Below are 23342 nucleotides of genomic sequence, written 5' to 3'. Positions count from 1 at the left end.
TGAGCGCCATGCTGATCGGCCTGCAGATCCGCGACGTCGTCTTGATCGAGGCCCTGGACCTGTCCATCGGGCCGGGCCTGACCGCGCTTACGGGTGAGACCGGGGCGGGCAAGTCGATCATCCTGGACGCGCTTGGCCTCGCCACCGGCATGCGCGCCGACTCGGGCCTCGTGCGGCGCGGCGCGTCCCAGGCCGTGGCCACCGCCGTGTTCGCGCCTTCGCCCCAGCACGCGGTCTGGGATCTGCTCGAAGAGAAGGGCCTTTCCTACGCCCGCGACGAAGATCTTGTGCTTCGCCGGTCGCTGTCGGCGGACGGCCGCAGCCGCGCCTTCGTCAACGACCAGGCCACCGGCGTCGGCGTGCTGAAGGAGATCGGCGAGCTGCTGCTGGAGGTGCATGGCCAGCACGAGACGGTTGGCCTGCTGGACGCCCGCACCCACCGGCCGATGCTGGACGCCTTCGGCGGACTGGAGCCGCTGGCCGCCGAGGTCGCCGCCCGCCATCGGGACTGGCGCGCCGCCCGCGAGAGGGTGGAGGCTTTGCGCGAGGACGTCGCCCGCGCCGCCGCCGAGACCGAGGAACTGACCTTCCGGCTTTCGGAACTGGACCGCCTCGACCCGAAGCCGGGCGAGGAGACCGCCCTGGCCGAAGAGCGGGCGCTGCTGGGGTCGGCCGAGAAGGCGCTGGCCGACATCGCCGCCGCGCGCGAGGTGTTCGACGGCCTGTCGACCAAGGTCGCCTCAGCCGTGCGCGCGCTGGAGCGCGCGCGGGAGAGGGCTGTCGCCGCGGGCGCCGGGGCCGACAGCGCCGCAGTGGCGTGCGTCAGCCAGGCCTCCGAGGCGCTTGATCGCGTGCTGATCGAGGCCGGCGAGGCGGAGGCGGCCATCGACGCCGCCGCCGCGGCGTTCGACTTCGAGCCCGACCGCCTGGAAAAGGCCGAGGAGCGGCTGTTCGACCTCCGCGGCCTGGCGCGGAAGCTGAATGTCGCCGTGGAGGAGCTCCCGGTGCTGCGCGTCCGCTTCGCCGAGCGGCTGCGGGCGGTGGAGTCGTCCGAGGAGACCCTCAAGGCCGCGGAAGCCGAGCTGGCCGCCGCCCGGACCCGATACCTGGAGGCCGCCGCCCGGCTCACCGACGGCCGCCAGACCGCGGGCGAGCGGCTGGCCCTGTCCGTGATGAGCGAGCTTGCGCCGCTGAAGCTGGACAAGGCCCGCTTCCGCGTCGCGGTCGAGCCGCTGGCGGAAGACCGCGCCGGCCCGGCCGGCCTGGATCGTGTCGCCTTCGAGATCGCCACCAACCCGGGCGCGCCGTTCGGCGACCTGGGCGCCATCGCCTCGGGCGGCGAGCTGGCCCGTTTCGCCCTGGCGCTCAAGGCGTCGCTGGCCGGGCGCGCCGCCGGGCCGCAGCCGCTGATGATCTTCGACGAGGTCGACCAGGGCGTCGGCGGCGCCGTGGCCGACGCCGTGGGCCTTCGGCTGAAGAAGCTGGCCGGGAACGCCCAGGTGCTCGTCGTCACCCACAGTCCGCAGGTCGCCGCTCGCGCCGAGGCGCACTGGCGGATCTCCAAGGCCGGCGATGCCGAGCGGATCCGCACCGCCGTGGAAGTGCTGCCTCCCGCCGACCGCGAGGAGGAGATCGCCCGCATGCTGGCCGGCGCCCAGATCACCGACGCGGCCCGCGCCGCCGCCCGGGCGTTGATCGGCGCCTGACGAGGCGGGCGGGGCAGGCTAGACCTTGCCGCGATGAAGCCGCCCAAATCGCTCCCCGAAATCGAGGTCGCTGACGGAGGCCGACGCCGTCGACGAGCTGACCCGGCTCGCCGATGAGATCGCCCGGCACGACATCCGCTACTATCAGGAGGATCAGCCCTCGATCTCCGATGCGGACTACGATGCGCTGAAGCAGCGCAACGCCGCGATCGAGGGCCGCTTCCCCCATCTGATCCGCGAGAACTCTCCGACCCTGCGGGTCGGCGCCGCGCGGTCGGAGCAGTTCGCGCCGGTCGAGCATGGGGTTCCCATGCTCAGTCTCGACAACGCCTTCTCCGACGAGGACGCGCTGGAGTTCGACGCCCGGGTGCGGCGCTTCCTCAAGCTGGAGGGCGAGGTCTCCTATACGGCCGAGCCGAAGATCGACGGCCTCTCGTGCTCGATCCGTTACGAGAAGGGACGGCTGGTCCAGGCGGCGACCCGCGGGGACGGCCGGGTGGGGGAGGACGTCACCGCCAACGTCTCCACCATCAGCGAGATTCCCCAGAGGCTGGCGGGGGCGCACTGGCCCGAGGTGATCGAGATCCGCGGCGAAGTCTATCTCGGCCACGCCGAATTCGCCGCCCTGAACGCGGCGGCCGAGGCCGCCGGCCAGAAGACCTACGCCAACCCCCGGAACGCCGCCGCGGGCTCGCTCCGGCAGATCGATCCGAAGGTGACGGCCCAGCGGCCGCTGCGCTTCTTCGCCTATGCCTGGGGCTACGTCAGCGCGCCCTTCGCCGAGACCCAGTGGGAGGCGCTGGAGAAGCTCAGGAGCTGGGGGTTCAAGGTGACGCCGCAGTCGCGCTGCGTGAAGGACGCGGACGGGCTGCTCGCGGCCTACCAGGCGATGGAGGCCGAACGGCCGCATCTCGGATTCGACATCGACGGCGTGGTCTACAAGGTCGACCGCCTCGACTGGCAGCAGCGCCTGGGCTTCGTCAGCCGTGCGCCGCGCTGGGGCATCGCCCGCAAGTTCCCGGCCCAGCAGGCGCGCACGGTGCTGGAGGCCATCGACATCCAGGTGGGCCGCACTGGGGCCCTGACCCCCGTCGCGCGCCTCACGCCGGTGACGGTCGGCGGGGTCGTGGTGACCAACGCCACCCTGCACAACGCCGACGAGATCGCTCGCCTCGACGTCCGGATCGGCGACACGGTGATCCTGCAGCGGGCCGGGGACGTCATCCCGCAGATCCTGAGCCACGTGCCGGAGGAGCGGCCCGCGGACGCCACGCCCTACGCGTTCCCCCACGTCTGCCCGTGTCCGCTTCACACCGAGGTCGTGCGCGAGACCACGGCGTCGGGCGCCGAGACGGTGGTGCGCCGCTGCTCGGGCGAGTTCGCCTGTCCGTTCCAGAAGCTGGCGCACCTGCGCCACTTCGTCAGCCGCCGGGCGTTCGACATCGAGGGCTTGGGCGAGAAGCAGCTGGTGCTGTTCAACGAGAAGGGGTGGCTGACCTCGCCCGCCGACATCTTCCGGCTGCACGAGAAGCGCGACGAACTGCTGGAGCTGGATCGTTTCGGAGAAACCAGCGTCGCCAACCTGCTGGCCGGGATCGAGGCCCGCCGCACCATCGCCCTCGACCGCTTCATCTACGGCCTCGGCATCCGCCATATCGGAGAGACGACGGCGGTGGTGATGGCGCGCGGCTACGGGAGCGTGGACGCCTTCCTGGCGGCCATGGACAAGGTCGCCGAGCGCGACGCCGAGGCGATGCAGGAACTGGACGACCTCGATCAGATCGGCGGCGCGGTGATCGAGGCGGCGGCGGCGTTCTTCGCCGAGGCGCACAACCGGGCCGTGGTGCAGGACCTGAAGGCTCAGCTCACCGTGCTGGACGCCGAGAAGCCCAAGACCGACACGGCGGTGGCCGGCAAGACGGTGGTCTTCACCGGCAGCCTCGAGCGGATGACCCGCGACGAGGCCAAGGCCCAGGCCGAGCGGCTGGGGGCGAAGGTCTCGGGCTCGGTCTCCAAGAAGACCGATCTGGTGGTCGCCGGGCCTGGCGCGGGCTCGAAGCTGAAGACGGCCACTGAACTGGGCGTCCAGGTGATGACCGAGGACGAATGGCTGTCCCTGGTGGGCGCCGCCTAGAGCGTGGCGCTTTCCAGCGGCGTCCGGATCGTGCAGCGCACGCCGTCCGGCTCGTAGCCGACCGTCACCTCTCCGCTCAGCTCGGCCGCCAGGCCGCGCTCCAGCAGGCGTGAGCCGAACCCGCGCCGCTCGGGCGGCAGCACGGCCGGCCCGCCGCTCTCGGCCCAGCGCAGCTCCAGGATCGGGGACGCCGCCGGCGCGATGCTCCAGCCGAGACGCACCTGGCCCTCGGGGCGGCTGAGGGCGCCGTACTTCAGCGCGTTCGTTCCCAGTTCGTGGAAGGCCATGGACAGCGCCAGCGCCGCCTTGGGCGTCAAACGCACCTCCGGCCCCTCGAGCCGCACCTGCGCCCCGGCGCCGTCCAGCGCCTGGAGCACGCCGCGGGCGATATCGGCCACTCCGACGCCGTCCCACTGTTCGCGGGTCAGGATGTCGTGGGCCGCGGCGAGCGCCGTGATCCGCTGGAGGAAGGCCTCGCGCGCGGCTTCGGGCGCCTCCGTCCCGCGCAGGGTCTGCACCGCAATGGCCTGAACCGTCGCCAGGTTGTTCTTCACCCGATGGTTCAGCTCCAGAACCATCAGCTTGAGGTGCTCTTCGGCCAGCGTCTGTTCGTGGATGTCTTCGGTCGTGCCGTACCAGCGGACGATCTCACCGCGCGCGTCGCGCCGGGGATAGGCGCGAGAACGGATCCAGCGATGCTCTCCGCTCGTGCGGCGCACGCGATGGACGATGTCGTAGGGCTCGCCGGTGGCCACGGAGCGGCCCCACACCTCGAAGGTGCGCTGCACGTCGTCGGGATGCAGCGCATCGGCGTAGCTGGAGCCCAGACCGGTGGTCCCCGTCCATTCCATCCAGCGCGCGGCGACGCGATCCAGCTGGCCGTCCGGCAGGGCGGTCCACGCGACCTGCGGGTTCAATTCGGCGGCGTGGCGATAATCTTCCTCGGCCTCGCGCAGCTGCGCCTGGGCGCGGGCTCTCTCGGTGACGTCGGTGAGGGCCACGCTGGCGCCCGCCGGCGCGGAGGGGCGTGATGCGCAGCTCCACCGTGCGCCCTGGCCGGAACGCCGATCCGGCCTCCATCTGCGTGCCCACGCCTTGCGACATGGCGCGATCGCAGGCGCGGCCGAACTCCGTGTCGCGGCCTGCGGGCCAGATGTCCCAGATCGAGCGGCCCAGGACATCGCGCCGCGGGAAACCGAAGAATTCCTCGGCGGCGCGGTTGAACACCACGATCCGCCATTGCCGGTCTACGGCGTAGAACGCGTCGCTGACGCTCTCGATGAAATCGTCCAGCCGCCCCTCGGGGGATGCCGGACTCTCACCACGCATCTGGCCGTCGTCGCTCACCCACGCGCTCCTACGAACCCCCTGCGCAACTAACGTGAGCGATGGCCGGCCTTCAACTCCCCAGCGTTCGCGCCGAGACGATCCACGTCGCGGAGTCGAGTTTCACGCCATCCTCGCCGACGTGATGCGCCAGGGCGTCGCGCACGACCTCGACCACCGCCTCCCGCTTGTCCGGATGCTCGCGCAGGAGGCCGCCCAGGGGACCCACCCTCAGGGCTAGCTCGAGCGCCGCGTCGAGGTCGCCGGCGCCGATCTTCTCGTCATGACGCGCGATCTCGACCGCGCCGAAGCCGGCCGTCCCCAGGATGTCGAGCACGCGGTTGGGGTCGGCGAAGGCGAAGGGGCCGGGGGCGCCAGGCTCAGGCGGCGGCGGGGGTTCCACGATACGGGAGGCCGCGGCCATCGGCAGCGTCATGATCGGGTTCTCGGCGGGGGTCCGCCAGCAGATGAAGACCAGTCGTCCGCCGGGCCTCAGCGCCAGCCGGATGTTGGCGAACGCAGCTACCGGATCCGCAAAGAACATCACCCCGAACCGCGAGAAGGCCGCGTCGTAGGCGCCCGGCGGGAACACATGGGTCTGGGCGTCAGCCTCGACGAAATCCATGCGCCCCGGCGCGCTGCGGGTCCGGGCGATCTCCAGCAGCGGCCGCGAGATATCCAGCCCGGTCGCTTCGCCGTCGGGCGCCGCGGCGGCGGCCAGTCGCGCCGTCGTCGCGCCGGCGCCGCACCCGATATCCAGGATTCGCTCGCCGGGCGCCGGGGCCAGCGCGCGCAGGGCGGCCTCGCCCAAGGGCTCCAGCTGCCGATCCAGCAGCGCCTGCAGGCTCGCCCAGGTCGGGCCGGCGGACTCATTCCAGTAGGCCGCCTGAGCGGCGTTGGGCGCGGCGTGCGGCGCGGCGGTGGGGGGCGCTTCGCTCATGACGTCAGACCGGCGCCGTCGCCTCGTCGAGCCACGCCCGGACGTCGCCGTCCAGCAGCGGTCCGACCGTCTCGCGCACCCGCGCGTGGTAGCCGTTGAATTGCTCGCGCTCCTCCGGCGTCAGCATCTCGGCCACCACCAGACGCCGGTCGATCGGCGCCAGGGTCAGGGTCTCGAAGCCATGCATCGGGCGCTCGCCGCCCTGGACCTGCGCCGCCTCGGTGACGAACTGCAGGTTCTCGATGCGGATCCCGTACTCGCCTTCCTTGTAGTAGCCGGGCTCGTTGGAGACGATCATGCCCGGCCGCAGGGCCACCGTGTTCGGCGCCTTGGCGATCCGCTGCGGCCCCTCGTGGACGCCGAGATAGCTGCCGACGCCGTGTCCGGTGCCGTGGTCGTAGTCGAGGCCGGCCTGCCACAGCGGGAAGCGCGCCAGCGCGTCGAGCTGGCTGCCGGTCGTGCCGGCCGGGAAGCGCACCCGCGCCAAGGCCAGATGCCCCTTCAGCACCAGGGTGAAGCGCTCGCGCATCTCCTGCGTCGGCTCGCCGATGGCGACGGTCCGGGTGACGTCGGTGGTGCCGTCGAGGTACTGGGCGCCGGAGTCCACCAGCAGCAGGGCGCCCGGCTCGGTGCGCTTGTTGAGCCGCGCGGTCGGCCGGTAGTGGACGATCGCGCCGTTCGAGGCCGCGCCGGCGATGGTGTCGAAGGACAGATCCTTCAGCGCCCCCGTGGCCTCACGAAAGGCCTCCAGCTTTGTCACCACCTCGATCTCGTCGGGCGGGTTCGTCTGGCCCTCGGTGGCCAGCCAATGAAGGAATCGGGTGAGCGCGGCGCCGTCGCGGATGTGCGCCTGCCGGCTGCCCTCGATCTCGATCGCGTTCTTGCAGGCGCGGGGCAGGGCGCAGGGGTCTTCGCCCCGAACCACCTCGGCGCCGGCGGCCTGCAGCGCCTCGAAGTACCAGGCGGAGGACTGCGCCGGGTCGACGACGACCTTCTTGCCCTTCAGGTCGCCCAGCGCCTGAGGCAGGTCCTCGGGCGTCTCCAGCCGCACCTGGTTTCCGAGCCAGGCCGGCAGCTCGGGCGTCACCTTCTGCGAATCGAGGAAGAGGCGGGCGGAGCCGTCCTTGTTCACGATGGCCTGGCCTAGCGGCAGGGGCGAGCGGATGACGTCGCCGCCCCGGACGTTGAAGAGCCACGCGAGGGAGGCGGGCGCCGTCAGCACCGCGGCGTCGGCGCCCTTGCCGGCGATGATCTCCCCGATGCGGGCGCGCTTGGCGTTGGAGTCTTCGCCGGAGTACTGCGCCGGATGCGGCACGACGGGCGCCACGGGCTGCGCCGGGCGGTCCTGGCCCCACGCGGCGTCCACCGGATTGGCCTCGACCGGCGTCAGCTCGGCCCCGGCCTTGGCCGCAGCGGCCTTCAGCCAGTGCAGGGCGTCCGGGCTGTGGAGTCGCGGGTCATAGCCGATCCTCTGGCCCTTCGCGGCGGCCGTCTCCAGGTAGGCGGGCACGCCGCCTTCCACCAGATCGCGGATCTCGAACACGCCCGGGTCCACCTGATCGCGCACCTGCAGGGTGTAGCGGCCGTCGACGAAGATCGCCGCCTTGTCCTGCAGGATCACCGCGGCGCCCGCAGAGCCGGTGAAGCCGGACGCCCAGGCCAGGCGGTCATTGGCCTCGGGCAGATATTCGTTCTGGTGCTCGTCCTCGTGCGGCACGAGGAAGCCGTCCAGGCCCTGCTGCTGCATGGCCTTTCGGATGAGGGGGACGTGCTTGGCCCCGAAGGTGCGGTCGGTCGTCTCGTCGAAGGTCTGGCGCATGGCCGGCATGTAAGCCGTTCGCCCGCCGCCGGCAAAGGGGCGGCCGAGCCATAATTATACCCGGGTGAAATTGACGGGGGCGCGAGCCTGGGCTAGAGGGCCGCGATGGAAAAGCCGAACCGCCGCCAGCTCGTGCGCGACTACAAGGAAAAGCGGACAGCCGGAGGGATCTACGCCCTGCGCTGTCCGGCGGCCGGGGCTGTCTGGGTGGGGGGTCTCGAACAACATCGACGCCCAGGCGAACAGCGTCGGCTTCGTGCTGCGGATGGGGACGCACCCTAACCGGGACGTTCAGGCGGCGCTGAAGGCCCACGGCGGCGACGCCTTCGGCTACGAGGTGCTGGAGCGGATCGACGACCCGGACCTCACGCCGCTCGGCTTGGCGGACCTGCTCAAGCGCCGCGAGCGCCACTGGATCGAAGCGCTCGCGGGCAGGAAGCTGGCCTAGACCTCTTAGTTCGGGACCTCGTCGGCCGCATCCTGGGCGGCGTCGGTCGCGGCGTTGGCGACGTCCCGCGTGCCCTCGGCCGCGGCCTGGGCCGCGTTCTCGGTGGCCGCAGCTGCGCCGGCGGCGGCGTCCTGCGCGGCCTGCGCCGCCGCAGCCGCGGCCTGCTGAGCCGACGCGCTGGAGGCGGCGATCGAGGCCTCGGTCCGGCCCTGTTCGCGGGCCGCCTGCAGGTCGGTCGCCGTGCGATTGCTGTAGACGAAGAAGACCGCGACGATGGCCACGACCGCCACGAGGGCCGCGACCCACCAGCCGGCGGCGCCGCCGCTGCGGCGGACCTCGACGGTGCGCGCAGGTTCGTTGGTGACCGTGGTGCGTTCGTACTGTTCAGACATCTCGACGCTCCAAGCTGTGCCGTTCAGCTGGGAAAACGTGAGGCGCGACAGAGGGTTCCGTCTCAGCCGCCGCGGCGCAGCACCAGGGTGGCCCAGGCGTCGCGGTGCAGGCGCCGATGCAGGCGGAAGCCCTTCGACATATAGGCCGCCAGCACCCGCCGCTCCTGGGTGCGCAGCAGGCCCGACAGGATAGCGAAGCCGCCGGGCTTCAGCGCCGTCTTGATCTCCTGGGACAGCGCGACCAGGGGCGGGGCCAGGATGTTGGCGAAGACCAGGTCATAGGGACCATCGTTCCGCACCTCGGGGTGGTTCAGGCCCGACGCGTGGACGAACCGCGCGCCGGCGTTGTTCAGCGCCGCATTCTCGTTGGCGATCCGGACCGAGGGCTCGTCGATGTCGGTGCCGACCGCGATCCGCGAACCCGTGCGCGCCGCGGCGATGGCCAGCACCCCCGTGCCGCAGCCCACGTCAAGGACCCGCTCGAACCGACGCGACTTCAGGAGGTCGTGGTAGGCCTGCAGGCAGCCGACGGTCGTGCCGTGATGGCCCGTGCCGAAGGCGGCGCCCGCCTCGATACGGAGGTTCACCGTGCTGGCCGGCGCGAGGCCCTTGTCGTGGGCGCCGTAGACGAAGAAGCGTCCGGCCCGCACCGGCGGCAGGCCGGAAAGCGCCATGGCCAGCCAGTCGGCGTCGGCCAGCTTCTCGACGACGGTGCGCAGCCCGGCGAACGTCGAGAGCACGCCCTCGATCGCGGTGCGCTCCTCGTCCGTCGTCGGGAAGGCGTCGATCCGCCAGACGTCGTGGTCCTCGTCCTCTTCCAGGATGGAATAGGTCAGGGCCTCGGTGGCGGGCTCCGCCTCCAGGGCGTTTGCGGCGGCTTCAGCCTCGCGGCGCGGGCCGCGGGCGATGATCTGGACGGCCTCGTCGCTCATGGGCGTGAGGCTCTAGCGGGCGAAGCGCCGAAAGGCGAGGGGAGAAGCGGTCAGCCGGGCGTCGCCGCCGCCAGTTCGGCCGCTTCCGGATCCAGCGAGGTCTCCATCGGCTCGGTCGCAACCGCGGCCGTCGCGGCCGCCGCGACCGCCTGGGCGGCGAAGGCCTGGCCGCCGTCCATGGACGGATATCGCGTCGGCTCCCGGGGCGCCTCTTCATACCTGGCGACGGCCGCCGGCGCGTATGCGGGTTCGTCGAAGGCGTAGGCGGAGGCGTCGTCGGCGAACGCCTCGTCCGGCGGCGGCGGGGTGTCGTACTGCGGCGGCTGCAGCCAATCGGCGCCGATCACATAGTCCGGGATGCCGTTCGCATAGCTCGTCCAGGCTGCGCCGGCGTCGGCCAGTCCGTAGGCGCGCGGGCCGGACACGCCGGCCTGCAGTTGCGCGCCCTCGGCGTCGCCCGGCGCGCGGAGATCCGGCTGCATCGCGGCGCCCAACAGGAGGCCCACAGCTGCGACGCCGGCCGCGCCCAGCATGAGCGACTTCACGTCCTGGGTTCGGATCAACCTGTCCATCGTCTGCCGAAGCGCGCCTTTGAGGCTCAGGTTCCGCAACATCTTCGGGCGCCGATCGCGCCGGCGCGCGTTAAGGCGCCATGAGCAAGTACAAGCCCCTCTCCGATCGCCTGTCCGGCCACGAAGCGCCCGAGTGGCGCGCCAGCTTCGCGGAGCTGGAGGAAGTGCTGGGCTTCCCGCTGCCCAAGGGCGCGCGCTCAGGTCGCGCCTGGTGGGGCGACGACAAGCGCGGCTGGCGCGAGCACGGCTGGCGCGCCGACGACATCGATCACGCCGGCGGCTACGTCACCTTCAAGCGCGACGGCCAGACCACGGCCGCTGTGGCCGAGTCCGTCGTGGGCATGGACGAGCCGCAGACCGACGTCGAGGCGAGCCACGGTGCGACCGCCCCGCCGCTGCCGCCGGGCCAGGCCGTGGCCATGGGCGCGATGCCGCGGGCGACCCTCGGTCCCGTGCGCCGCGCGGGCGCTGCGGCGCCGATCGTCGCCGGCGTGGCGGTCGTCGCCGGCCTTGCCGCCCTGGTGGCGCGGACGGTGATGAGGCGCCGGGCTGTCTAGCCCTGCTTCTCCACGAAGCTGTCGATGACCTTCTTCTCGCCGGCCTTGTCGAAGTTCACCGTCAGCTTGTTGCCCTCGATGCCCCTGACGGTGCCGTAGCCGAACTTGATGTGGAAGACGCGGTCGCCGCGGCTGTAGTCGCTGTTGGCCTCGGATCCCGTGACGACCAGCCGGCCGTCGCCCTCGATCACCTGCTGCCGGCCGGGGTGGCTGCCCTTGTAGTTGGAGGCCTGGGCGCGGCGCCATCCCGGCGAGGAATAGCCCGCGCCGAACGTCGGGGTCTCGTCCCAGCGGCTGCCGTGCTGCTGCATGCCGGGGCCGCCGCCGTAGTAGCCCGTCTCGGAGCTCGCCTCGACATTGGCGATCGGCAGTTCGTCGACAAAGCGCGACGGGAGCTGGCTGGTCCAGCGGCCATAGACCTGGCGATTGGCGGCGAAGCTGATGCGGGCGTCCTGGCGGGCGCGGGTGATGCCCACGTAGGCCAGCCGCCGCTCCTCCTCGAGGCCCTTCTCGCCCTTCTCGTCCATGCTGCGCTGGGACGGGAAGACGCCTTCCTCCCAGCCCGGCAGGAAGACCAGCGGGAACTCCAGGCCCTTGGCCTGGTGCAGGGTCATGATCTGCACCCGGTCGTCGCCCGAGCTGCGGTCGAGGTCGAGGACCAGCGACACGTGCTCCAGGAAGGCCTCGAGGGTGTCGAACTGGCTCATCGCGTTGATGAGCTCCTTCAGGTTCTCGAGCCGCCCCTGGGCCTGCGGGCTGCGGTCGAGGCGGAGCGCATCGGTGTAGCCGCTCTCTTCCAGCACCGTCTCCATCAGCCGGTAGTGCGGCATCTGAGGGATCTGGGACCGCCAGCGGTCGAGGTCGCGCAGGAAATTGGCGAGCGCCGTCCGCGTCTTGGCCGCCAGCTCGTCGGTGAGCACGATCTGCCGCGCGGCGCGGCTCGCGGAGACGCCGTTGAGCCGCCCGGCCTGCAGCAGCTTCTGGACCGAGGTGTCGCCGATCCCGCGCTTGGGCGTGTTGACGATCCGCTCGAAGGCCAGGTCGTCGTCCTCGGAATAGATCAGCCGCAGGTAGGCCACCGCGTCGCGGATTTCGGCCCGCTCGAAGAACCGCGGACCGCCGATCACCACATACGGGATCTGCAGCATCACGAACCGCTCTTCGAACGCCCGCATCTGGAACGAGGCGCGGACGAGGATGGCGATGTCGCTGTACTTGCGCCCGGCCTTGCGGGCGCGCTCCACCTCGTCGGCGATCAGCCGGCTCTCGGCCTCGCCGTCCCAGACGCCGCGCACGACGACCTTCTCGCCCTCGTTGGCCTCGGTCCACAGGGTCTTGCCCAGCCGGCCCTTGTTGGCGGCGATCAGGCCCGAGGCCGCGGCCAGGATGTGGCTGGTCGAGCGGTAGTTGCGCTCCAGGCGGACGACCTTGGCGCCAGGGAAGTCGCGCTCGAAGCGCAGGATGTTGTCCACCTCCGCGCCGCGCCAGCCGTAGATCGACTGGTCGTCGTCGCCCACGCAGCAGAGGTTCTGGCTCTTCTGCGCCAGCAGCCGCAGCCACAGGTACTGGGCGACGTTGGTGTCCTGGTACTCGTCGACCAGCAGGTACTTGAAGCGGTCGTGGTAGTCGGCCAGCACGTCGGGCTGGCTGGTGAAGATGGTGATGTTGTGCAGCAGGAGATCGCCGAAGTCGCAGGCGTTGAGGATGCGCAGCCGCTCCTGGTACAGCCGGTACAGCGCCTGGCCGCGACCATTCGCGAACGCCTGGTTCTCGGCCGGCGGCAGGCGGTCGGGCGTCCAGCCGCGGTTCTTCCAGTGGTCGATCAGGCCGTTCAGCGCCTTGGGCGTCCAGCGCTTCACGTCGATGTTCTCGGCCTCGAGGATCTGCTTGAGCAGCCGCTCCTGATCGTCGTCGTCGAGGATGGTGTAGTTCGATTTCAGCCCCACCAGCTCGGCGTGGCGGCGCAGGATCTGGGCGGCCACCGAGTGGAAGGTCCCCAGCCATCGCAGGCCCTCCGCGGCGGGGCCGATGATCTGGGTGATCCGCTCGCGCATCTCGCGCGCAGCCTTGTTGGTGAAGGTGACGGCCAGCAGTTCCCACGGCCGCGCCCGGCCGCTCGCCAGGATGTGGGCCAGGCGGGTGGTCAGCACGCGGGTCTTGCCCGTGCCCGCGCCAGCCAGCACCAGCACCGGGCCCTCGGTCGCCTCGACGGCCTCGCGCTGTTCAGGGTTCAGGCCCTGGAGGTAGTCGAACGCCGCCGCCGGTTGCGGGCGGGCGAGATCGCTGATGCGGGGGGCTGGCGCGTTGGCGGGCGGATCGCCCAGGGGCTTGGGGGACTCGGAAGACATCGACAGCCAATTAGCATGGGGCGTGCGGGAATGGCGCCCCGGCGTTCGTGGTGCGTTCCGGCTGATATAGGCGCGCGCCGGCCTGGACGTACAGGGTGCGGCCCGCTATCGCGGCCGCTCACTGCCGGAGTTTTCGCCGTTTGAGCCCGCCGCCGGTTTCCGCCGTCTATGGACAACCGCTCCCTGAGCTGGCGCTTGCGCCGCCGGGGGCTGTTCAAGTCTCGCCGCTGGTCCCCGGATCGGCCGCGCTGGACGAGATCCCGCCGGGCAGCGTCGAGGCGATGGTCGTGGCCGCGCCGCCGGGGACGATCGAGCGGCGTTACGTCCTCGCCCTGGCGCTGCGGGCGCTTCGACCTGGCGGCGCGCTGACCGCCCTGGCGCCCAAGGAAAAGGGCGGCTCCCGCATCGGCAAGGAACTCGCCGCCTTCGGGTGCGAGGTCCATGAGACGCCCAAGCGCAAGCAGCGCATCTGTGAAACCACGCGGCCGGAGACCCTGGCGGGGCTCGATACCGCCATTGAAGCCGGCAGGCCGCGCATCGCCGAGAGCCTCGGCCTCTGGACGCAGCCCGGCGTCTTCAGCTGGGACCGGCCCGATCCGGGCAGCGTCCTGCTGATCCGCGCGCTGCCGAAGCTGACCGGCCGCGGCGCGGACCTGGGCGCGGGCGTCGGCCTGCTGTCCCGGGCGGTGCTCACGAGCCCCGACGTGACCGAGCTCGCCCTGGTCGAGCTCGACCGTCGCGCTCACGAGTGCTCCCGGCGCAACGTCCTCGACGCGCGGGCGAGCTTCCACTGGCAGGACGCGCGCACGGGCCCCGAACTCTCCGGCCTCGACTTCATGGTGATGAACCCGCCGTTCCACGACGGCGGGGCCGAGGACAAGTCGCTGGGCCAGGCCTTCATCCGTCGCGGCCACGCCATCCTCCGCAAGGGCGGGTCGCTATGGATCGTGGCCAACCGGCACCTGCCGTACGAGGGCGTACTGGCCGAGCTGTTCGCGTCCGTGGCGCTGCGGGCCGAGGGCGGCGGCTTCAAGGTTTATGAGGCGCGCAAATGAGCGGGGCCGTCCGGCTGGACAAGCTGCTGGCCAACATGGGCTACGGCTCGCGGCGCGAGATCCAGGCGCTCGCGCGGCTGGGCGCCGTCACGCTCGACGGCAAGCCGCTGTCCAAGGCCGACGAACGGATCAAGCTTTCGCCCGACCTGCCGGAGCGGATGCTGGTGGACGGCCGGCCGCTGGACCCGCTGCCGGGCGTGGCGCTGATGATGCACAAGCCGGTGGGCGTCACCTGCTCGCACAAGGAGGCGGGCGAGCTCGTCTACGGCCTGCTGCCGTCGAGGTGGCGGATGCGCGATCCAGCGCTCTCCACCGTCGGGCGCCTGGACAAGGAGACCTCGGGCCTCCTGCTGCTGACGGACGACGGCGACCTGCTGCACCGGATCATCTCGCCCAAGCGCCACGTGGCGAAGCGCTATGTGGCGACGCTGGCCCGGCCCCTCCGCGGCGACGAGCGTGCGATCTTCGCGGCCGGCGACCTGATGCTTGAGGGCGAGGAGAAGCCGCTGGCGCCCGCTGCGCTCGAACCCCTGAGCGACACCGTCGCCCGGCTGACGATCACCGAGGGGCGTTATCATCAGGTCCGTCGCATGTTCGCGGCCGTCGGCAACCACGTGGAAGGGCTGCACCGCGACCGCATCGGCGGCCTCGACCTTCCCGCCGACCTTGAGCCCGGCCGCTACCGGATCATGGGCGAGGCCGACCTCGCCGCCATCTTCGCCTAGGCGGTGGTTTCCGGGACCTTTGCCGGCGCGATCTGCGTTGATTTCCGACGGCCTGCCCCCCGGCGGGGCCGAGCGGGATGCCAGATGGTTCAATCGCCGGCTGCGACCGTGGACGCCTACCTCACGGAGGTCTCGGCGATGCGCGTTCGGGATCTCGTCCGGCTGCGCGAGATCGCGCGCCGCGTGCTCACCGGCCACCAGGAACAGATGCTCTGGGGGCGGCCAACCTATCTGCGCGAGGGGCGCGCCGTGTTCGGCTTCGCCGAGCAGAAGCAGTACGTCTCGCTGTACTTTGGCGAACATGCCTTGCTGGACGGCCATGGCGAGGCGGTGGCCGACGTCCGCCGCAGCAAGGGCTGCCTGCGATACCGGAAGTCGGCGCCCATCGACTGGGGCCTCATCGAGCGGCTGCTGGCCGAGGCGGCCGCCTGACGGGCGGAACTGCCCTTCCGGGGGTTCGTTACCCGGCCAGGAGATTCCCGTGGACCGCACAGACCGCAGGACCGCGCCGTGGATGGCGTTCTGCGCCGGCGCCGTGGCGATGCTGGCCCTGGCGCTCGCCTGGGCGGCGTTCAGCCAGCGCGACGCGGCGGAGCGCGCCGCCCGCCTGGCCCTGCAGGCCGCCGACGCCGTCCCGGCGCTGGCCCCGCCACGCCTGCCCGACGCGCCACGGATCCCGAACACGCCGGTCCCCCGACCGCAGTAGGAGCCCCTTCATGACCGACCCGCGAACCTCACCCTCCAAGCCCGGCCGTCGCATCCCGCCGCTTGTCTGGATCGTGCTGGCGGGCCTGGTGGCCTGGGCGGTGATCATGATGGTCCAGCGAGGCGGGACCCACCGGACGCCCAGCGGCGGCGAGATGCCCATGGCCGAGCAGGGCCCCTCCATCATGCCGCCGGCGCCCGCCGAAGGCACGACGCCGGCGACGCCGGGCGGGGTCGCCAACGCTCCGGCCGCTCCGCAGTAGGCTAGGCGCTGCGGGCGTAGCCCAGCGCCGCCACCCGGCACGCCGAGGCGAGGGGACGCCCCGCTCGGCCGCGGTCTATGCCGACGATCAGCGCGGCGAGGCTGACGCCGCGGCGCTCGGCCATCTCGTCCAGCACCGCCCAGAATTCCGGCTCCAGGGCGATGGACGTCGCGTGGCCGGAGAGCAGGACGGAGCGTTTCTTGAGTTGCGGCATGGCGCACGCTGTTTACGGAAACAGGCGGCGTCAGCGCCAGCCCCCGTCAGCCTCCTTGCTAACCCTTTGGGCAACCCTCTTGGGGCCAACCCTCCTGGGGCCAATCCTCCTGGGGCCGATCCTCTTGGGCCTAACCCTCACGCCAATCCCCCTTGCCAAAAGGTGACGGGGTCGTCACTTTTATCGCGTCCTGTTTTTCGAGGTTCTCCCCAACCATGGCCATGGCCGACGTCACCGCCGACTTCCGACCCGCGCCCCGGAACTCCGCCAAGCTGGACTGGCCGCATGCGATCCGCTCGCTGCGCCGCCTGCTGGCCGACAAGGAAGATACCCGTCAGGTCTTCGAGATCATGCGCGCGCTGAACGGCGCCTCGACGGCCAAGGGATACCATCGCCTCCTGGCGACCGCCGAGGGCGGCCGCATCGCCTATGAGCGGGAGGAGTTCGCCCGCAAGCTGATGGACGACGCTTGGCTGGACAGCCTGCCGGAGGGCAGCGTCGGGGCGGCCTACCGCCAGTTCATCCGCGCCGAGAACCTGTCGGCCGAAGGCCTCGCCATGGTGAGCCGCGAGGGCTTGCAGGAGATCGAGGAGCCGCATCCCTACGCCTGGTTCGGCCGCCGGACCCGCGACGTCCACGACATCTGGCACATCCTGTCGGGCTACCATCGCGACGGGCTTGGGGAAGCCTGTCTGGTGGCGTTCTCGTACGCGCAGACGCGGGGGCTCGGCTGGGCCCTGATCGCGCTGGGCGCCATCTCGCGCACCCGCGGGGCGAAGTATCCGTACGTCCGCGCCATCCTTCAGGGCTACAGGCGCGGCAAGGCGGCCAGGTGGCTGCTGGGCGAGGACTACGACCGGCTGATGGCCGAGCCGCTCGAGGCGGCCCGCCGCCGCCTGAACATCACGCCGGCCACGATCTACGATTCCATCCCGCCGGAAGCCCGCGACGTGCTGCCCGCCGCCTGATCGCTGGCGTCAGTCCTCGCGCTTCTTGCCCTCGAGTTCCCGCCGCGCGCGCTCGGCCTCCAGCTTCGCGGCGAGGCTCTCGGCCTTGGGCCGGCCGAACCGCACGCGGTTTTCGGCCGCGAGAGACCGCGCCTTCTGCTTGTCACGGGCCTTGCGGACCTTGTTGAGGTTGATCGGTTCGGCCATTGGCTCCAACACCGGCGTGTGGCGTTCAGGCTAGGTCAGCGGGATCGTCCGCGCTAGTCCGCGCCCATGCCCTCAAGTGGAGCCGTCGCCTAGGGTGTCTGAGCCCAGTCTCATGAACCGATTGGGTTTGCCGCGCACCCTGCCGGCGCTCGTGCTCGTGGCGGGTCTGCTCGCCAGCCTCGCGGCTGGGTGGCAGGTCGAGCGGATGGCCCGGGCGAAGGATCGCGAGCGGTTCAACCAGGCGGTCGCCGAGGCGCATGTCACCGTCGCGGCGCGACTGCAGACCTATCTCGCCGCGCTGCGGGCCGGCGCGGCCCTGTTCGCCCCCCAGGGCGGCGAGGTGACCCGCGACGAGTTCCGCGCCTTCGCCGAGCGCCTGGATCTGCCGAACGTGTACCCCGGCATCCAGGGGCTCGGCTTCAGCGTCCGGCTGCCCGCGGCGGAGGGCCCCGAGACCGACGCAGCGCTGCGGCGCCTCGGGACCCCGGAGGTCGTCGTGAAGCCCGCCGGGCCACGGCCGGAGGTCCACGCGATCGTCTTCCTCGAGCCGCTGGACCGCCGCAACCAGAACGCCATCGGTTTCGACATGTACTCGAACCCCGTCCGCCGCGCCGCCATGGCCCGGGCCCGCGACCTGGGCGTCAGCGCCATGTCGGGCAAGGTGGAGCTGGTGCAGGAGATCGACCGCGACAAGCAGGCCGGTTTCCTGATCTATCATCCTGTCTATGGCGGCCGCGGCGCGCCCGCGACCGAGGCCGAGCGCCGCGCCGCCCTGACGGGGTTCGTCTATGCGCCATTCCGGGCGGGCGACCTCCTGCAGGGCATCCTCGGCGAACGCGAGGACCCCCGCGTCCGGTTGGCGGTGTACGACGACGCTGTCTCGCCCGAGAACCTGCTTTACGGCCCGCGACCGGACTCGCCGAGCCGGGCCGACGGCCGCTTCTCCACCGTCCGCCCGCTGGAGATCGCCGGCCGGCGCTGGATGATCGACTACCGCTCGACGAGCGCGCTGGAGGCCGGCTCGAGCCGGGGCCTCGCCCTCGTCACCTTCCTGGGCGGCCTTCTGGCGACGGTGCTGGTCGCCGCCGCCACCGCCCGTCAGGTGAGCGCCCGGCTGCAGGCCGAGAGCGAGGTGGAGGCCCGGCGGGCCGCCGAGGAGGCGCGGGAGCTGCTGGTCGCCGAGCTGAACCACCGGGTCAAGAACACGCTGGCCACGGTCCAGTCGATCGCCGCCCAGAGCCTTCGCGAGGGCCGCCCGGCCGCCGAGGCGCGCGAGACCTTCGAGGCGCGGCTGGTGGCGCTCAGCCACGCCCACGATCTGCTGACCCGCGAGAACTGGCGAGGCGCGGAGCTGTCCGAGATCGTTCGTGAGGAGACTCTGCCCTACGCCGACCGGATCACCGCCGAGGGCCCGTCGGTGACGCTTTCGCCCAGCACGGCCCTGGCGCTGGCGATGGCGCTGCACGAACTGGCGACGAACGCCGCGAAGTACGGGGCGCTTTCGACGCCGGCCGGCCACGTCCGGATCAGCTGGAAGCTGCCGCCCGGGCGGCTGGATCTCACCTGGCGCGAAGCCGGCGGGCCGCCGGTGGATGCGCCGGCCCGTCGGGGGTTCGGCACGCGCATGATCACCCAGGGCCTGAGCCGCCAGCTGCAGGGCACGGTCGACCTCGCCTTCAAGCCCGAGGGCGTGGTCTGCTGCATCGACATTCCGCTAGCCGAAGAAGCGCCGCCGCTCGCCGCAGAGTGAACCGGTTCCCGGCGCCGCTCGTTCGGAGGCTGTCCAACACGGGAGCCAACGCATGGTCCAGCCCTCCGAGATCGTCCAGCACATGGAAGTCGTGGGGTCCGGCGGCGGTCACGTCGGCCGCGTCGATCACGTGGTCGGCGACGAGATCGAACTGACGAAGCTCGACCTGGCCTCGGGGCTGAAGCACCACATGATCCCGCTCAGCTGGGTGGACCGCGTCGACGACGACACGGTCTGCCTCAACCGCACCAAACAGGCGGCGAAGGCCGCCTGGCGGACCAAGATGTGAAGCCCTCGAACCGGCCTATTTGACGTTGGCGCAGAACCGCTGGATGCGCTCGCAGGCGTCTTCCAGGACCGCGTTCGAGGTCGCATAGCTGATCCGGAAGTGCGGCGAGAGGCCGAAGGCCGCGCCGAACACCACCGAGACGCCCTCGGTCTCCAGCAGCTCGACGGCGAAGTCCTCGTCCGAGCCGATCACCTTGCCCGACGGCGCGGTCTTGCCGATCAGGCCGGCCACCGACGGATAGACGTAGAAGGCGCCTTCCGGCGTCGGGCACGTGACGCCGCTGGCCTGGTTCAGCATCGAGACGACCAGGTCCCGGCGGCCTTCGAACAGCTTGGCGTTCGGCTTGATGAAGTCCTGCGGCCCGTTCAGCGCCTCGACGGCGGCCCACTGCGAGACCGACGACGGGTTCGACGTCGTCTGGCTCATGACCTTGGCCATCGCCTTGATCAGCGGCTCGGGCCCGCCGGCGTAGCCGATCCGCCAGCCGGTCATGGCATAGGCCTTCGACACGCCGTTCATGGTCAGCGTGCGGTCGTAGAGCGCCGGCTCCACCTGGGCGATGGTGAAGAACTCGAAGTCGCCGAACACCAGGTGCTCGTACATGTCGTCCGTCAGGATCCAGACGTGCGGGTGGCGCAGCAGGACGTCGGCCAGTTCGCGCAGCTCGGCCTTGGTGTAGGCCGCGCCCGACGGGTTCGAGGGCGAGTTCAGGATCACCCACCGGGTCTTGGGCGTGATCTTGGATTCGAGGCCCTTGCCGGTCAGCTTGAAGCCCGTTTCGGCGGAGGTGGGCGCCGCGACGGGCTGGCCGCCGGCCAGCAGCACGATGTCCCAGTAGCTGACCCAGTAGGGCGTGGGCACGATCACTTCGTCGCCGGGGTTCAAGGTGGCGATGAAGGCGTTCCAGATCACCGGCTTGCCGCCGGGCGAGACGTTGATCTGGCTGGGCTTGTAGGTGAGGCCGTTCTCGCGCGCGAACTTGGCGCAGATGGCCTCCTTCAGCTCCGGGATGCCGTCGACGTTGGTGTACTTCGTCTTGCCCTCGCGGATCGCGCGGATCCCGGCTTCCTTGATGTTCTCCGGCGTGTCGAAATCGGGCTCGCCGGCGGCGAGGCTGATCACGTTCCGGCCCTGCGCTTTCAGCTCGCGGGCCTTCGCGTCGGCCGCCAGGGTGGCGGACGGCTTCACGCGGGAAAGCGCGGCGGATTCTGAGCGACATGGGGCGGGGTCTCCCTCGGGGACTGACGAGATTGCGCCGGGGTTTAGACCATGCTGCAGCGCACGCAAATAGAGCCGGCTGCCGGAACGTGGCTACAGGCGGAGCCGTTGGAGGCGCATGCGCCCGCTTATGCTCGTCCTGCCCGTCATCGCGCTCGCCGCGTGCGAGCGCGCGGAACCTCCGAAGGTGACCGCCGCCGCCGAAGCGCCGGCGGCGTCGGCCACGCCCGACGTGCGGCGGCAAGCCCCCTTCGTCGGGCGCTGGGCGGCTTCGCCCGAACTCTGCGCCGACGGCGCCTGGGTGTTCCGGACCGACGGCGTCTCGACGGCGGGCGAGGTGAGCTGCCGGTTCGCCTCGGTCGAGCCCTCGGCCAGCGGCTACCGCATCGCGGCCGCCTGCTCGCACGAGGGCTCGGAGAGCGAGGGCGAGATCGGGCTCTCCATCACCGATCCCGCGCCTCCGGAGAGCATGACGGTGAGCGGCGGCCCCTGGAACGGGCCCGTGACGCTGCGCCGCTGCCCTGCCTAGCCGGCGTCAGACGAAGTTCGCCAGGCTGATGTCGTTCAGCGTCCGGCCGACGAGGACGACGGCCATGTCGGCGCCGTCCGCCGGATCGCCCGCATCGTAGAAGACGATGACGTCGGCCCCGACCTGCGCGGCCACGTACTTCGCGCCCGCGCCCGAGATGTGCTCGTTGGCGATCCGCAGCGCCTCGGCGTAACTCGTGGCCACGAACTCGGAGTAGCTCTGCGGCAGGATCGACGCGGTCGACAGGATGCCGACGTCGGCGAAGCTGATCGTGTCGTGGGCCTCCCAATCCATGATCAGGTCGTCATGGCCAGGGTTCGGGGCGGAGTTGGCGACGAACTCGAAGCGGTCGCGGCCTTCGCCGCCCCATAGCCGGTCCTGGCCCGAGCCGAACGCCGTGAGGGTGTCGGCGCCCGCGCCGCCGCGCATCGTCGTCCCCTCCGGTCCCTGGGTCACGAGCCGGTCGTCGCCGTCGCCGCCGTTCAGATCGTCGGCCCCGAAGCCGCCTTGCAGGGTGTCGTCGCCGGCCCCGCCCACAAGGGTGTCGTCACCCAGGCCGCCCGACAGCTCGTCATCGCCCAGGTCGCCGCTGAGGTAGTCGTCGCCGTCGCGGCCGGCGAGAGAGTCGGCGCCTTGGCCGCCGTAGAGCCAGTCGTCCCCCGCGCCGCCGTAGATTTCGTCGTCGCCGAGGTTGCCATGGGCGAAGTCGCCGGCTTCGCCGTGGACGCCGGTGACGCCGTCGCTCGTGAAGATCACGTCGGCCCCCTGGCCGCCGTAGATGCTGTCCGCGCCCTGGCCGCCGATCAGCACGTCGTCGCCGCTGCCGCCGTGGATCAGGTCGTCGCCGGCGAGGCCGGAAAGCTGGTCGGCGCCCGGGCCGCCGTAGAGCCCGTCATCCAGGGCCGTGCCGACGGCGCGCTGGCTGCCGGCGTCGCCGATCAGCAGCTTCGACCCGTCGGCCATCACGATCCCGCCCGCGTTCGACACCTCGGTCAGGCCGACGCCGAACTTCACGGTCTTCCCGCCGAACGTGACGAGGACGCTCGGGACCTCGGGCGTGAGGATCAGCGGATCATAGGACTGGTAGACCGCCGACACGAGCCGCGCCGGGCCACCGTTGATCGTCAGCGTGTCGCCGAGGCGGATGTTCAGCGCCTGCTCGGGCGTGATCGTCTCGAACGCGTATTCCATGGTTCAGCATAGCTCCGTTAGGCGAACGCCCCTCTTGCCGCATCACATGGTGCAGGTTGCGTAAAAACGCAACTGTGGAAAATGCAATCCCGCCCGCTCGCCTGCCTCCCGAACCGGGCGCCTGCGCTTGACCCGACCTGCCGCATCGGCGACCTCAGGGCCCTGATGCGCCGCCTCCTCTCGTTCCTCTCCAACATGGACGCCCAGGCCTGGCGGGCGCTGGCGATCTCCTTCGTCCTGTTCGGCGGCGTGGGCCTGGTCTTCGTCTTCGGCGCCCAGGTGCTGGGGTTCGGCGGGGAGGCCGCCGTGGAGCGCTGGCTGGGCGCGGCGCACGGCGTGTGGGCCTTGCCGGTGGCGGTGCTGGCCTTCGCCGTGCTCGCCTTCGTCGGCGTGCCCCAGTTCATGCTCATCGCCGCGTGCGTGGTGGCGTTCGGCGCCTGGACCGGCTTCGCCTACTCTTGGATCGGCACGATGGCCTCGGCGATGATCGGCTTCTATCTGGGGCGCTTCGCCGGGGCGCGGACGCTGGCCACCTTCCAGGGCGAGGGGCTGCGGCAGTTCATGGACCTGGTCGGCCGCAACGGCTTCTTCGCCAGCCTGATCGTCCGCCTGGTGCCCTCGGCCCCGTTCATCGTCGTCAACATGGCGGCGGGCGTAACGCCCATGCGGGCCCGCGACTTCACCGCCGGCACAGCGCTGGGCATCATCCCCAAGATCGCGCTCACCGCCTTCGCGGGAAACTCCGTCGCCCAGGTGATGCGCGGGCAGGGCGGCTCTGGACACCTGATCGCGCTGGCCGGCATCGCCGCCCTGTGGCTGGCGATCGGCTGGTACGCGCGCCGCTGGCTGAAGGCCCGCGAGGCGGAGGCGGGGCGCGACAAGGACTGACCCTCGGCTCACGGCGTGAGGGCAAAAACTTCCGATCTGACGGGGCTCTCGGGTGGTTTCATTCTCGGCCGGCCGAAATACCGCGGTGACGCGCAAGATGGTTGCGTCGAGCCGCCTCTTTGGGTAGAAGCCGCCTCGATGCGCACGCAGGCGAACAACTCGCTTCTTCTTCTGTCGCTGGGGCTTA

At 71.2% G+C, this 23342-nt stretch carries 25 protein-coding genes and 1 pseudogene; 14 read left to right on the top strand and 12 right to left on the bottom strand.

Features of this window, described 5'->3' with window-relative positions; genetic code table 11:
* Positions 1-8 precede the first annotated feature (8 nt).
* Both recN and ligA read left to right on the top strand, forming a co-directional pair.
* On the top strand, positions 9-1706 hold the full coding sequence (gene recN / locus LRS10_RS21005; RefSeq protein WP_257838942.1) for a DNA repair protein RecN: 1698 nt from the start codon (positions 9-11) through the stop codon (positions 1704-1706).
* A 70-nt stretch (positions 1707-1776) separates the two neighbouring features.
* Positions 1777-3840 carry an NAD-dependent DNA ligase LigA gene (gene ligA, locus LRS10_RS21000; protein WP_257839231.1) on the top strand — a complete coding sequence of 688 codons (2064 nt, stop codon included), beginning with the start codon at positions 1777-1779 and terminating at the stop codon, positions 3838-3840.
* Here ligA and LRS10_RS20995 read toward each other — a convergent pair.
* The 4 genes and pseudogenes from LRS10_RS20995 to LRS10_RS20985 all read right to left on the bottom strand — a co-directional run bounded on the left by LRS10_RS20995 (position 3837) and on the right by LRS10_RS20985 (position 7925).
* Complete coding sequence (locus LRS10_RS20995) at positions 3837-4841, bottom strand: sensor histidine kinase (RefSeq protein WP_257838941.1); 1005 nt, start codon at positions 4839-4841, stop codon at positions 3837-3839. The two genes, ligA and LRS10_RS20995, sit on opposite strands and share 4 nt — an antisense overlap.
* A 19-nt stretch (positions 4842-4860) precedes the next feature.
* A pseudogene (locus tag LRS10_RS25390) lies at positions 4861-5169 on the bottom strand (PAS domain-containing protein); the annotation flags it as partial.
* A 70-nt stretch (positions 5170-5239) separates the two neighbouring features.
* Positions 5240-6106, bottom strand: a complete 867-nt coding sequence (locus LRS10_RS20990; RefSeq protein ID WP_257838940.1) for a class I SAM-dependent methyltransferase — start codon at positions 6104-6106, stop codon at positions 5240-5242.
* Positions 6107-6110: 4 nt separating this feature from the next.
* Positions 6111-7925 (bottom strand): aminopeptidase P family protein, encoded by a 1815-nt coding sequence (locus LRS10_RS20985; protein WP_257839230.1) that lies wholly within the window; start codon positions 7923-7925, stop codon positions 6111-6113.
* A gap of 265 nt (positions 7926-8190) precedes the next feature.
* On the opposite strand from LRS10_RS20985, the gene LRS10_RS20980 reads away from it, so the two are divergent.
* Positions 8191-8373, top strand: a complete 183-nt coding sequence (locus tag LRS10_RS20980) for a hypothetical protein (protein ID WP_257838939.1) — start codon at positions 8191-8193, stop codon at positions 8371-8373.
* Positions 8374-8378: 5 nt separating this feature from the next.
* Here the strand turns inward: LRS10_RS20980 and LRS10_RS20975 are convergent, their stop codons facing one another.
* The 3 genes from LRS10_RS20975 to LRS10_RS20965 all read right to left on the bottom strand — a co-directional run bounded on the left by LRS10_RS20975 (position 8379) and on the right by LRS10_RS20965 (position 10311).
* Positions 8379-8765, bottom strand: coding sequence for a hypothetical protein (locus LRS10_RS20975; RefSeq protein WP_257838938.1), 387 nt, complete (start codon positions 8763-8765; stop codon positions 8379-8381).
* 62 nt (positions 8766-8827) lie between these two features.
* Positions 8828-9697 (bottom strand): 50S ribosomal protein L11 methyltransferase, encoded by an 870-nt coding sequence (locus LRS10_RS20970; RefSeq protein WP_257838937.1) that lies wholly within the window; start codon positions 9695-9697, stop codon positions 8828-8830.
* Positions 9698-9747: 50 nt separating this feature from the next.
* Positions 9748-10311 (bottom strand): hypothetical protein, encoded by a 564-nt coding sequence (locus LRS10_RS20965; RefSeq protein ID WP_257838936.1) that lies wholly within the window; start codon positions 10309-10311, stop codon positions 9748-9750.
* Between the two features lie 38 nt (positions 10312-10349).
* On the opposite strand from LRS10_RS20965, the gene LRS10_RS20960 reads away from it, so the two are divergent.
* Positions 10350-10826, top strand: a complete 477-nt coding sequence (locus tag LRS10_RS20960) for a hypothetical protein (RefSeq protein WP_257838935.1) — start codon at positions 10350-10352, stop codon at positions 10824-10826.
* On the opposite strand, the gene LRS10_RS20955 is transcribed toward LRS10_RS20960, so the two are convergent.
* Positions 10823-13174 (bottom strand): UvrD-helicase domain-containing protein, encoded by a 2352-nt coding sequence (locus LRS10_RS20955; RefSeq protein WP_374570750.1) that lies wholly within the window; start codon positions 13172-13174, stop codon positions 10823-10825. The genes LRS10_RS20960 and LRS10_RS20955 overlap by 4 nt on opposite strands.
* A 140-nt stretch (positions 13175-13314) precedes the next feature.
* On the opposite strand from LRS10_RS20955, the gene LRS10_RS20950 reads away from it, so the two are divergent.
* The 5 genes from LRS10_RS20950 to LRS10_RS20930 all read left to right on the top strand — a co-directional run bounded on the left by LRS10_RS20950 (position 13315) and on the right by LRS10_RS20930 (position 15922).
* A complete protein-coding gene (locus LRS10_RS20950) occupies positions 13315-14229 on the top strand; it encodes a class I SAM-dependent methyltransferase (protein WP_257838934.1) in 915 nt (304 codons plus the stop codon).
* Complete coding sequence (locus LRS10_RS20945; RefSeq protein WP_257838933.1) at positions 14226-14954, top strand: pseudouridine synthase; 729 nt, start codon at positions 14226-14228, stop codon at positions 14952-14954. The genes LRS10_RS20950 and LRS10_RS20945 overlap by 4 nt, the downstream gene beginning before the upstream one ends.
* A gap of 84 nt (positions 14955-15038) precedes the next feature.
* On the top strand, positions 15039-15386 hold the full coding sequence (locus tag LRS10_RS20940) for an iron chaperone (RefSeq protein WP_257838932.1): 348 nt from the start codon (positions 15039-15041) through the stop codon (positions 15384-15386).
* A 49-nt stretch (positions 15387-15435) separates the two neighbouring features.
* Positions 15436-15660, top strand: a complete 225-nt coding sequence (locus tag LRS10_RS20935; protein WP_257838931.1) for a hypothetical protein — start codon at positions 15436-15438, stop codon at positions 15658-15660.
* A 10-nt stretch (positions 15661-15670) separates the two neighbouring features.
* Entirely contained in the window at positions 15671-15922 is a 252-nt protein-coding gene (locus tag LRS10_RS20930; RefSeq protein WP_257838930.1) for a hypothetical protein, read from the top strand.
* A gap of 1 nt (position 15923) precedes the next feature.
* Here LRS10_RS20930 and LRS10_RS20925 read toward each other — a convergent pair whose 3' ends face one another.
* Positions 15924-16136 carry a ribbon-helix-helix domain-containing protein gene (locus LRS10_RS20925; protein ID WP_257838929.1) on the bottom strand — a complete coding sequence of 71 codons (213 nt, stop codon included), beginning with the start codon at positions 16134-16136 and terminating at the stop codon, positions 15924-15926.
* A 215-nt stretch (positions 16137-16351) separates the two neighbouring features.
* Between LRS10_RS20925 and LRS10_RS20920 the strand changes: the two genes are divergently transcribed.
* Positions 16352-17104, top strand: a complete 753-nt coding sequence (locus LRS10_RS20920; protein ID WP_257838928.1) for a Coq4 family protein — start codon at positions 16352-16354, stop codon at positions 17102-17104.
* 9 nt (positions 17105-17113) lie between these two features.
* On the opposite strand, the gene LRS10_RS20915 is transcribed toward LRS10_RS20920, so the two are convergent.
* Positions 17114-17290 (bottom strand): DUF4169 family protein, encoded by a 177-nt coding sequence (locus LRS10_RS20915; protein ID WP_257838927.1) that lies wholly within the window; start codon positions 17288-17290, stop codon positions 17114-17116.
* Between the two features lie 112 nt (positions 17291-17402).
* Between LRS10_RS20915 and LRS10_RS20910 the strand changes: the two genes are divergently transcribed.
* Both LRS10_RS20910 and LRS10_RS20905 read left to right on the top strand, forming a co-directional pair.
* Positions 17403-19040 (top strand): CHASE domain-containing protein, encoded by a 1638-nt coding sequence (locus LRS10_RS20910; RefSeq protein ID WP_257838926.1) that lies wholly within the window; start codon positions 17403-17405, stop codon positions 19038-19040.
* A 52-nt stretch (positions 19041-19092) separates the two neighbouring features.
* Complete coding sequence (locus tag LRS10_RS20905) at positions 19093-19329, top strand: DUF2171 domain-containing protein (RefSeq protein ID WP_257838925.1); 237 nt, start codon at positions 19093-19095, stop codon at positions 19327-19329.
* A gap of 15 nt (positions 19330-19344) precedes the next feature.
* On the opposite strand, the gene LRS10_RS20900 is transcribed toward LRS10_RS20905, so the two are convergent.
* Positions 19345-20580 carry a pyridoxal phosphate-dependent aminotransferase gene (locus LRS10_RS20900; protein ID WP_257839228.1) on the bottom strand — a complete coding sequence of 412 codons (1236 nt, stop codon included), beginning with the start codon at positions 20578-20580 and terminating at the stop codon, positions 19345-19347.
* 85 nt (positions 20581-20665) lie between these two features.
* On the opposite strand from LRS10_RS20900, the gene LRS10_RS20895 reads away from it, so the two are divergent.
* Entirely contained in the window at positions 20666-21076 is a 411-nt protein-coding gene (locus LRS10_RS20895; RefSeq protein WP_257838924.1) for a hypothetical protein, read from the top strand.
* Between the two features lie 6 nt (positions 21077-21082).
* Here the strand turns inward: LRS10_RS20895 and LRS10_RS24615 are convergent, their stop codons facing one another.
* Positions 21083-22267, bottom strand: a complete 1185-nt coding sequence (locus LRS10_RS24615) for a calcium-binding protein (RefSeq protein WP_308237996.1) — start codon at positions 22265-22267, stop codon at positions 21083-21085.
* A 162-nt stretch (positions 22268-22429) separates the two neighbouring features.
* Between LRS10_RS24615 and LRS10_RS20875 the strand changes: the two genes are divergently transcribed.
* Positions 22430-23155: a TVP38/TMEM64 family protein gene (locus tag LRS10_RS20875; protein WP_257839226.1), complete on the top strand. Its 726-nt coding sequence runs from the start codon at positions 22430-22432 to the stop codon at positions 23153-23155.
* The last annotated feature ends 187 nt before the right edge of the window (positions 23156-23342 follow it).

The sequence above is a fragment of the Phenylobacterium sp. J426 genome (genome assembly GCF_024699945.1).
Classification (GTDB): Bacteria; Pseudomonadota; Alphaproteobacteria; order Caulobacterales; family Caulobacteraceae; genus Phenylobacterium.
This window is presented reverse-complemented; position numbering and strand designations above follow the sequence as displayed.

Excerpts from the sequence above, each read along its gene's own strand:
- recN (WP_257838942.1), top strand. The coding sequence starts at position 9 with ATGCTGATCGGCCTGCAGATCCGCGACGTCGTCTTGATCGAGGCCCTG.
- LRS10_RS20990 (WP_257838940.1), bottom strand. The coding sequence starts at position 6,106 with ATGAGCGAAGCGCCCCCCACCGCCGCGCCGCACGCCGCGCCCAACGCC.
- LRS10_RS20985 (WP_257839230.1), bottom strand. The coding sequence starts at position 7,925 with ATGCGCCAGACCTTCGACGAGACGACCGACCGCACCTTCGGGGCCAAG.
- LRS10_RS20980 (WP_257838939.1), top strand. The coding sequence starts at position 8,191 with ATGGGGACGCACCCTAACCGGGACGTTCAGGCGGCGCTGAAGGCCCAC.
- LRS10_RS20975 (WP_257838938.1), bottom strand. The coding sequence starts at position 8,765 with ATGTCTGAACAGTACGAACGCACCACGGTCACCAACGAACCTGCGCGC.
- LRS10_RS20970 (WP_257838937.1), bottom strand. The coding sequence starts at position 9,697 with ATGAGCGACGAGGCCGTCCAGATCATCGCCCGCGGCCCGCGCCGCGAG.
- LRS10_RS20965 (WP_257838936.1), bottom strand. The coding sequence starts at position 10,311 with ATGTTGCGGAACCTGAGCCTCAAAGGCGCGCTTCGGCAGACGATGGAC.
- LRS10_RS20960 (WP_257838935.1), top strand. The coding sequence starts at position 10,350 with ATGAGCAAGTACAAGCCCCTCTCCGATCGCCTGTCCGGCCACGAAGCG.
- LRS10_RS20955 (WP_374570750.1), bottom strand. The coding sequence starts at position 13,174 with ATGTCTTCCGAGTCCCCCAAGCCCCTGGGCGATCCGCCCGCCAACGCG.
- LRS10_RS20945 (WP_257838933.1), top strand. The coding sequence starts at position 14,226 with ATGAGCGGGGCCGTCCGGCTGGACAAGCTGCTGGCCAACATGGGCTAC.
- LRS10_RS20940 (WP_257838932.1), top strand. The coding sequence starts at position 15,039 with ATGGTTCAATCGCCGGCTGCGACCGTGGACGCCTACCTCACGGAGGTC.
- LRS10_RS20930 (WP_257838930.1), top strand. The coding sequence starts at position 15,671 with ATGACCGACCCGCGAACCTCACCCTCCAAGCCCGGCCGTCGCATCCCG.
- LRS10_RS20925 (WP_257838929.1), bottom strand. The coding sequence starts at position 16,136 with ATGCCGCAACTCAAGAAACGCTCCGTCCTGCTCTCCGGCCACGCGACG.
- LRS10_RS20920 (WP_257838928.1), top strand. The coding sequence starts at position 16,352 with ATGGCCATGGCCGACGTCACCGCCGACTTCCGACCCGCGCCCCGGAAC.
- LRS10_RS20915 (WP_257838927.1), bottom strand. The coding sequence starts at position 17,290 with ATGGCCGAACCGATCAACCTCAACAAGGTCCGCAAGGCCCGTGACAAG.
- LRS10_RS20910 (WP_257838926.1), top strand. The coding sequence starts at position 17,403 with ATGAACCGATTGGGTTTGCCGCGCACCCTGCCGGCGCTCGTGCTCGTG.
- LRS10_RS20905 (WP_257838925.1), top strand. The coding sequence starts at position 19,093 with ATGGTCCAGCCCTCCGAGATCGTCCAGCACATGGAAGTCGTGGGGTCC.
- LRS10_RS20895 (WP_257838924.1), top strand. The coding sequence starts at position 20,666 with ATGCGCCCGCTTATGCTCGTCCTGCCCGTCATCGCGCTCGCCGCGTGC.
- LRS10_RS24615 (WP_308237996.1), bottom strand. The coding sequence starts at position 22,267 with ATGGAATACGCGTTCGAGACGATCACGCCCGAGCAGGCGCTGAACATC.